We start from the raw sequence: 8,245 nt of genomic DNA on the forward strand, positions 1-8,245 counted from the left end.
GCTCACGCTGGGGGGAGGGGCGCATCAAGCATCGCCGTGACGTCCTGCCAGGGCCCCTCGCAGGGGCGCGCCTCTGTCGTCAGGTAGTGCCCGACGCGTCCGGGAGCGAGGGCGACGATGGCCGAGGAGCGCGTGCCATAGGCCGGCGTGTGGATGCACAGCGCCTGGAGCTGCTGGCGGAAGTCCTGGGGAAACGACTCGCCGGAGAGCTGCGCGGGCAGGGCCTCCAGGGGAGGCAGCAGGTCGTCCGCCAGCAGGGCCTTCAGGCCTCCCTCGAACCGGGACCAGGGCTCGTGCACCAGCCCCTCGGCGAGCTTCCTGGCCCGCTGGACCTTGGGCAGCTCCGTCGAGTCGAGCACGTCGTTGGGCAGGACATGGATGCCCGGCGGGACATCCTCGCGTCGGAGTCGGGACTGTCCGGGCCGGGCATAGGCCACCCGGAGTGTCCGGGCGTCGCCATAGAGGAGGTTGAAGGGGAGGAAGTCCTCGCCGGAGAGCGTGTCCAGGTAGCGCTCGATGCCCTCGACCGTGCCCGCACCGAGGGCCTGGAGGACGACTTCGCCCCTCGAACGGGGGGCCGGGCCCCTCGCCTGCCCGCCGCGCTGGTTCGTCAGGCCCACGAAGAGGCCCTCGTTAGTAACGCCCATCCACGTCCCGCCGCGCTCCACGTCCCGTCCCCCCACGGCGCGGGGAGACTCCAGCAGGACTTGTGGGCCTGTCGCGGGACGCGCGAGGAGTTCGTCCCGGTTGGCCGCGAGCACCAGCGGCCACTCAGGATGGACCTGGCGAAGGATGATGATGGTGCACATGCGTTTCCGGTCGATAACATCCCCGGCCCCGCGGTGCATTCGTGCTCGCGGGCTCCACGCCGTCGATGACCTCGGCCCACCGAGCGGCTAATGTCCGCCGCCCCCAGGAGAGTCCATGGCGGAGAGAATCCTCGTCACCAGTGCGCTTCCGTACGCGAACGGCCCGCTCCACATCGGCCATGCCGTCGAGTACATCCAGACCGATATCTACGTCCGTTTCCTCCGCTCCAGCGGCAAGGACGTCGTCTACTTCTGTGCTGACGACACGCACGGCACACCCATCGAACTCAACGCGGCGAAGCAGGGCCTCAAGCCCGAGGACTTCATCGCCCGTTTCCAGGACGAGCATCAGAAGGACTTCCAGGACCTGGATGTCCGGTTCGACTACTTCCACTCCACCAACTCGCCGGAGAACCGCCAGTACGCGGAGCTCATCTACGGGCGGTTGAAGGAGAAGGGCGACATCGAGCGCAAGGACGTCGAACAGGCGTACTGCGAGAAGGACCGTCGCTTCCTGCCCGACCGCTTCATCAAGGGCACCTGTCCCAACTGCAAGGCCGTGGACCAGTACGGCGACGCCTGTGAGAAGTGTGGCAAGGCGTACAGCCCCACGGACCTCATCGACCCTCGCTGTTCCCTGTGTTCGACGCCGCCGGTGCGCAAAACGTCCGAGCACCTGTTCTTCAAGCTGTCTCGCCACGCCGACTTCCTGCAGGAGCTGCTGCGCAAGCCTGGCTTCATTCATCCCGGGCTCGCCGCGCAGCTCCAGGGCTTCTTCGAGAAGGGGCTGGCGGACTGGGACATCAGTCGCGACGGCCCCTACTTCGGCTTCGCGATTCCGGGCGAGACGGACAAGTACTTCTACGTCTGGCTGGACGCGCCCATCGGCTACATCGCCACGACGGAGAAGTGGGCGAAGGAGACGGGCAAGGCGAAGAGCGCGCTGGACTACTGGGCCAAGGACAGCGGCGCGCGCATCGTCCACTTCATCGGCAAGGACATCGTCTACTTCCACGCGCTCTTCTGGCCCGCGGTGCTGGACGTGGCGGGCCTGCACATCCCGAGTGAGATCAAGGTCCACGGCCACCTCACGGTGAACGGGGAGAAGATGTCGAAGAGCCGCGGCACCATGGTTCCGGTGCGCGACTACCTCAACCAGCTCGACCCCAGCTACCTGCGCTACTTCTATGCGGCCAACCTGGGCGCGGGCGTGGAGGACCTGGACCTCAACCTCAAGGACTTCCGTCTGCGGGTGAACGGGGAGCTGGTGAACAACGTGGGCAACCTGGCCAACCGCGCGCTGTCGCTGTTGGCCGGGCCGCTGGGCGGGACGCTCGCGCCAGGTCGGTCCGAGGGACCGGGCCGGGCGCTGGTGGAGTCCGTGCTCGCTCGCGTTCCCGAGGTTCGCGAGGCCTTCGAGAAGCTGGAGTACCGCAACGCCATCCGCGTCATCACGGACATCGCCTCCGCGGCGAATGCCTTCGTGCAGACGGCGGCGCCGTGGGCTCTGCTGAAGAAGGACGCGGAGGCCGCGCGCGCGGACCTGTCCGACGCCGCCGACGTGGTGTACCTGCTGGGCGCGCTGCTGGCGCCGGTGACGCCTCGGTTGTCGGAGAAGCTGTTCGCACAACTGGGCGCCACGCCGCTCACGTTCCAGGCGCTGGAGGGGGCGAAGTATCCGTTGCTGGATCGCAGCCGTCCCATCGGCACTCCGGAGCCGCTGTTGCCGCGACTGGAAGAGGACCGAGTCAACGCGATCATCGTGACGCCGCCGGGGGATCCCGCCGCTGCGCCGGCGCCCGAGGCGAAGAAGGCTGAAGGGGGCGGCAAGGAGAAGAAGGCCGAGAAGAAGCCGGCCGAGCCCGCGCCTGTCACTCAGGCTTCTTCGGGGGCAGGGGCCGCGGAGGCCGCTGGCTCGGGGGAGATTGAGTACGGGGACTTCGTCAAGGTGGTGCTCAAGTCGGGCAAGGTGCTGGCGGCGGAGAAGGTCGCCAAGGCGGACAAGCTGCTCAAGCTCACCGTCGACGTGGGTGAGCCGAGCGGCCCGCGCACCATCGTCTCCGGCATCGCGGAGGCGTTTGCTCCCGAGACGCTCGTCGGGCGCAACGTGGTGGTGGTCGCGAACCTGAAGCCGCGCAGCCTGAAGGGCATCGAGTCGAAGGGGATGCTCTTGACCGCGGGCCCTGGCGGCAAGGACCTGTCCTTGTTGGATCCGGGCAACGTCCCGCCGGGCAGCGACGTGAAGTGATGTGTCGGTGGGCGGAGCGAACCTGCTCCGCTCGCCGGCCCGGTGCGGGCGCGTGGAGGCTGTCTCTCGCACGAGCCCGGGCCGACACGTCGCGGATGAGCGGAGCGGTCGAGTTCCGTCTCGCGAGACTCGGGGCTGTGTCTTTCCGGAGCGAGTTTCAGGTGAAGCGCTGGTAGAGCGGTCGTCAGCCGCATGTCGCTCCCGGGCTGTGGCTGTCCAGGGCGAGTCGTGACGGATGGGCGTGAGGTTGGGGCCATTCCCCACTCATGGGGCTCGGGGCCGCGAGGCAGCCGGGCAGCGAGGTGACTGGACGTGACGGATTGGCGTGCGGAGCGAGACCGGGCCTTGCTGACCCTTGAGCGCGAGAAGCGTCCGGCGTTCCGAGCGGAGGCGGCGCAACAGCTCCATCACCTCGCGTTGGAAGCCCCGTCGCCCGCGGCGGACTTCGCGGAAGTGGTGCCCCGGCTGCTGGCGGATGCCCAGCCGGAGGTGAAGCGCTCGGGTATCGCCCTGGCGACGGTGGCCCTTCCTCCCGAGGAGCTGCCCGCGCTGCTCATCTCCTACCTGCGGGACGCGGAGTCGCTCGTGCGCCTGGAGGCCACCGGTCGACTGGCGGACCTGTACCGGCCGGAGCTGCGCGGGGCACTGGCGGGCATGCTGGAGGACTCCGTCCCCGAGGTTCGCTTCGAGGCCGCCCGGGGCATCGCCGCCCTCAAGCATCCGGCGGGACTCGACGTGCTCATCGATGCGCTCGACGCGGACCTGCTGCGCTTTCGCGCCCTCGGTGCCCTGGCCGAGTTGGAGGATGCGCGCGCCCTGCCCGCCGTGAAGCGCCTGTTCGGGCGCTGGCTCCTGCCCGCCTTCGACAGGACCCAGGCCGCGGGTGTGCTCGCGAAGCTGGGTGACGCCGCGGGCTCGGCGCACCTGCTCCAGCGCTCGCGCAAGAAGTGGAGTCAGGACCGCGCCCTCGCCGTGGAGCTGCTGGGCGAGGTGAAGGCCCCCGGCGCGCTGGAGCGGTTGAAGGTCATCCTCGACGACGTGAAGGACTCCTGCCGTGGTGCCGCCGCGCGAGGCCTGGGTCGGCTGGGTGACCCTCGGGCGCTGCCCTGGCTGCTCGCGCTGCTCCAGGACGTGAGCGCGGACGAAGAGGACCGGTTGGATGCGGCCGATGGGGTGTGGCGTCTGGGGGACGAGGCGGGCCGCGAGCGTGTGCGCGCCTCGGTGAGCACCTTCACCTCACCCGAGGCCCGGCAGGAACTGGACGACTTGTTTCAGGAGGAGCCATGAGACTGGTGGATGCGCACTGCCACCTGGAAGTGAAGGACTTCGCGGACGTGGCCCCCGTGCTGGAGCGGGCGCGCGCCGCGGGCATCGTCCACGCCATCGTCGTCGGGCAGTTCCATGGCCCCGGCGAGTGGGGCAATGCGCTGGAGCTGGCCGCCGCGCATCCGGAGTTCCTGTCGCCCACGCTCGGCATCCATCCGCACGAAGCCGCGCGGGCCACGGAAGACGACCTGGCCACGCTGGAGCGCATCTGCGCCCGCCCGGAGGTGCGCGCCGTGGGCGAGGCTGGGCTCGACTACTACTACGACCACTCACCCCGTGAGGTGCAGGCCCGCGTCTTCCGGCACCAGTGCGCCCTCGCGGTGAAGCTGGGCAAGCCGCTGGTGGTCCACGTGCGTGACGCGCACGAGGACTGCGACGCGATTCTCGGTGAAGTGGGCGTCTCCCGAGGCGTCATCCACTGCTTCACCGGAGACACGGACGCGGCGCGGCGCTACCTGGACAGGGGCTTCTTCCTCTCGCTGTCCGGCGTCATCACCTACAAGAAGACGGAGGCACTCCAGGACGCCGTGCGCTTCGCGCCGCTGGACAGGTTGATGGTGGAGACGGACAGCCCGTTCCTCGCGCCCGTGCCACACCGGGGGCGGAAGAACGAGCCCTCTCACGTGGTGGAGACGGCGCGGAAGCTGGCGGAGCTGAAGGGCGTGGCGCTGGAGACGGTGACAGAGGTCACCACCGCCAACGCCGCCGCCCTCTTCAACCTCACCCTGAGGTGACGCCGCCGGCCAGGGCCTGGAGGTCCTGGTCCATCTGCGGCACGTCGAGCAGCAGCGCGTCCGGGTCGTACTGGAAGTCGGCCTGCTTGAGCTTCAGCAGGGCCTGCAGCGCGGGCTCTCCGGTGTGGCCGCCGAAGGAGGCGAAGACGACGCGGCCTCCCTCCAGGTGGAGTGAGCCCTCCAGCGTGTGCTGACGCAACTGGAGCTTGCCGCTCTTCTTTCCGCCACCCAGCGTGCGCAGCAGCTCCCGAGGAGGCAGCTCGTCGAAGCTGCCTCGCACCACGCGGCCCGGACCGTTGTGCAGCACCCGGTCCTCGAGCATCGCGCGCACCGCCTTGGCCACCAGGGACTTGTCACCGGGAGGCAGCAGCTCCGTGGCGCCGCCCATCATCAGCCGCTCGCGCGTGGACGCGTCCGGCTCGCCCACCACGGCGATGGGCAGGCCCGCCGTCTCCGGCGTGGAGCGCGCCTGCTGGAGCAGGTCGAGCACCTCTTGCTGCCCCAGTCGCAGGCTCACCACCAGCACGTCGCAGTCCTGCCGGGCCAGCCCGTCCTGAGCGCCTTCCTGCGTGGACAGCGCGTGGGCCACCAGACCCTGCTTGAGCACCGCCTCCAGCAGCTCGCCCCGGGCCGTCTCATCCGGCTCCACGACGAGCACCTGTCGGCCCTCGCTCTCCAGCCGGTGGCGCAAGAGTTCGCCGCTCTGGAGCTGGATGACGATGTCCGCCACCACGGGGTCATAGAGCACGCCTGAGTTCGTCTTCAGGTGCTCCAGCGCCTGCTCCTTCGTCAGCGCCTTGCCCAGCGCGTTGCCGGGGTTCTTCGTCAGCTCCAGGAAGCTGTCCACCGCGGCGAGGATGCGCGCGCCCAGGGTGATTTCCTCGCCCTTGGCGCCCTGCGGGGTGCCGGAGCCGTCCCAGGCCTCGTAGAGCTGCGCGAGGATGGTGTTGACCTGCGTGGGCAGGTGCACCGTCTCGAACAGCTTGGTGGGCGCGCGACAGGCCGCGCGGGCCTGGGCCTTCCACTCCGAGTTGACGGCATTGCTCGCGAGCGAGAAGTGCCGCTCGGAGGGCTTGCCCAGGTCATGCAGGTACGCGGAGATGGACAGCGCGGCCAGCTCCTTGTGGGGCATGCCCATGCGCTGGCCGACGATGCCCGCCTGTCGCGCGAGCTGCGCGGAGTGTCCCCGGTGGCGCTGGCGGTCCTGCTCCAGCAGCCCCACGAGGATGCCCAGCGTCTCCACGTAGTCGATGTCGCTGACCAGCCCGCGAGGGCCGCCCGGCTCACGTCGCTGCGTGGACGAGGGGCGCCCCGCCACCTGCGTGCCGCTGGCGCGCTGCAGCCGCATGCGCGCGTCCGTCTCCATCCGGAAGGACAGGCTGGTGCGGTTGCTGGTGGAGGTGCGGTTGTGCTCCGCGGCCCCCGTGCGCGACGTCGACTCCGTCGGGTTCGAGTGCGCGCTCGCTGACTCCAGCAGCGCGGCGAACGCGGTGGGGTCGCCGTAGTAGTGCTTGCGGATGGCCGCGGCGATGGCGCCGCGCAGGCCCACGTACGCGTAGACCTCCGACATGCCCGTGACGAGGGCAATCTCGTCCATCAGCGCCTTGTTCTGCGGCTCCGCGGCGACCACGGACAACAGCTTCCTGTCCGGGTCCACCGCGAGCGGCAGCACGTTCTGCGCCTCGGCCAGACGCACCGGGAGCCTGTCGAGCACCTCGGTGGGAATCTTCGCCTTGGCCAGCTTGTCCGCGCTCACGAAGCGCGTCTGGAACTCCGCGGCCAGGAAGCGCAGCAACGCCGCTTCCTGGAGGAGCCCCAACTCCACCAGACAATCCCCCAGCTTGTGGCCGGTGATCTTCTGGTGCTCCAGGGCCTGCTCCACGGCCCCGGCGTTGACGAGTCCTGCCTCGATGAGGCGCTCACCCAGCTTCTTCGCCATGACGACTCAGCTTTCCGAGGAGCCCTCTCCATTCTTGGATGTGGACTCGGAGGCGGGGGGCAGTGACGTGAGCGCGCTGAAGGGCTTGAAGGTCAGCTCCTTGGGCAGGCCGCTCGGGTCGCGAGCCGGACGGTCCTCACGGGGAGGGCGGGGCGCACGCTCCTCGCGAGGCGGACGGTCCTCACGCGGCGGACGGTCTTCACGGGGCGGGCGCTGCTCGTCCCGGGCCCGCTCCTCGCGGGGCGGGCGCTCCTTGCGCGGCGGACGGTCCTCACGGGGCGGACGCTGCGGCTCCTCGCGCGCGGCGGGGGCGGTGCCCTCGGCGGGCGGCGTGCCCTGGCTCGGAGCCTTCTCGCCCCGGGCCTTGCGCTTCTCCTCGCGAGACTTGCGACGGCCTCCGCCAGCGCCGCCACCCTCCACCGGAGCGCGGCCCCGGCTGGTGGGCGCGGGGCCCTTCCAGAGCTGACGGTCGTAGTGGCGCAGCACGTCCGTCCACTTGTCGTTGGGGTCGCGCTGCATGGCCTCCAGCCACGAGGCGATGCGCGAGTCCAGCGAGTCCAGCGCGTGGACGATGTGCGCCTCCAGCGTCATCGGCACCTTGGGGCTGCCGTACTCGAGCTGGCCGTGGTGGGAGATGACCAGGTGCGTGAGGTGCTGCTCCAGGAGCGGCGGGAAGCCGGGGATGGCCAGCGTCTTCTCGCGAATCTTCTGGGCCGTCATCACCAGGTGACCCACGAGCTTGCCTTCGTCCGTGTAGTCGAAGCCCTTGTCCGGCGAGATCTCCGCCACCTTCATCACGTCGTGCAGCAGCGCGCCCGCCAGCAGCAGGTCGCGGTCCGCCATGGGGTAGTGGTCCGCCACCCGCAGCGTCAGTCGCATCACCGAAAGCAGGTGCTCGGCCAGACCGCCGCGCCACGCGTGGTGCATGCCCTTGGCCGCCGGCGCCACCGGCAGCCCCGAGGCCACCTGCGGATCCTCCAGGAAGGCAATCAGGAGCTGCTTCACGTGCGGATCACTGACCCGCTCGTTGACGATTTCGCGGATGAGGCCCACGGCCCGGGCGCCACCACCACCCTCGTGACGGCCCTCGCCCTTGTCCGTCTTCTCTACCTTCTCGACCTTGTCCGCCTTCTCGGCGCGCGGCTCGTGAGCGGGCTTCGCCTCGGCGGCGGGCTTCGCCTCCGGGGGC

6 protein-coding genes are annotated in these 8,245 nt (G+C 69.9%); 3 read left to right on the forward strand and 3 right to left on the reverse strand.

Going from position 1 to position 8,245, the window contains the following annotated elements; all coding sequences use genetic code 11:
• Positions 1–2 precede the first annotated feature (2 nt).
• Entirely contained in the window at positions 3–809 is an 807-nt protein-coding gene (locus tag HR086_RS42180) for an NRDE family protein (protein ID WP_174468449.1), read from the reverse strand.
• 115 nt (positions 810–924) lie between these two features.
• On the opposite strand from HR086_RS42180, the gene metG reads away from it, so the two are divergent.
• The 3 genes from metG to HR086_RS42195 all read left to right on the forward strand — a co-directional run bounded on the left by metG (position 925) and on the right by HR086_RS42195 (position 5,117).
• Positions 925–3,057 carry a methionine--tRNA ligase gene (metG, locus tag HR086_RS42185; RefSeq protein ID WP_174468450.1) on the forward strand — a complete coding sequence of 711 codons (2,133 nt, stop codon included), beginning with the start codon at positions 925–927 and terminating at the stop codon, positions 3,055–3,057.
• Between the two features lie 312 nt (positions 3,058–3,369).
• Entirely contained in the window at positions 3,370–4,344 is a 975-nt protein-coding gene (locus tag HR086_RS42190) for a HEAT repeat domain-containing protein (RefSeq protein ID WP_174461976.1), read from the forward strand.
• On the forward strand, positions 4,341–5,117 hold the full coding sequence (locus HR086_RS42195; protein WP_174455065.1) for a TatD family hydrolase: 777 nt from the start codon (positions 4,341–4,343) through the stop codon (positions 5,115–5,117). Before HR086_RS42190 ends, HR086_RS42195 begins: the two co-directional genes overlap by 4 nt.
• On the opposite strand, the gene HR086_RS42200 is transcribed toward HR086_RS42195, so the two are convergent.
• The gene (locus HR086_RS42200; RefSeq protein WP_141648334.1) at positions 5,104–7,056 is read right to left on the reverse strand and encodes an HD domain-containing phosphohydrolase; all 1,953 of its coding nucleotides are present in this window, start codon (positions 7,054–7,056) and stop codon (positions 5,104–5,106) included. The two genes, HR086_RS42195 and HR086_RS42200, sit on opposite strands and share 14 nt — an antisense overlap.
• 6 nt (positions 7,057–7,062) lie before the next feature.
• A partial coding sequence (locus tag HR086_RS42205) for a 3'-5' exoribonuclease YhaM family protein (protein WP_174468451.1) occupies positions 7,063–8,245 on the reverse strand: 1,183 nt, incomplete at its 5' end.

The organism is Myxococcus sp. CA039A, from assembly GCF_013336645.1.
In the GTDB taxonomy this organism is placed as follows: Bacteria; Myxococcota; Myxococcia; order Myxococcales; family Myxococcaceae; genus Myxococcus; species Myxococcus llanfairpwllgwyngyllgogerychwyrndrobwllllantysiliogogogochensis.

Excerpts from the sequence above, each read along its gene's own strand:
- metG (WP_174468450.1), top strand. The coding sequence starts at position 925 with ATGGCGGAGAGAATCCTCGTCACCAGTGCGCTTCCGTACGCGAACGGC.
- HR086_RS42180 (WP_174468449.1), bottom strand. The coding sequence starts at position 809 with ATGTGCACCATCATCATCCTTCGCCAGGTCCATCCTGAGTGGCCGCTG.
- HR086_RS42200 (WP_141648334.1), bottom strand. The coding sequence starts at position 7,056 with ATGGCGAAGAAGCTGGGTGAGCGCCTCATCGAGGCAGGACTCGTCAAC.
- HR086_RS42195 (WP_174455065.1), top strand. The coding sequence starts at position 4,341 with ATGAGACTGGTGGATGCGCACTGCCACCTGGAAGTGAAGGACTTCGCG.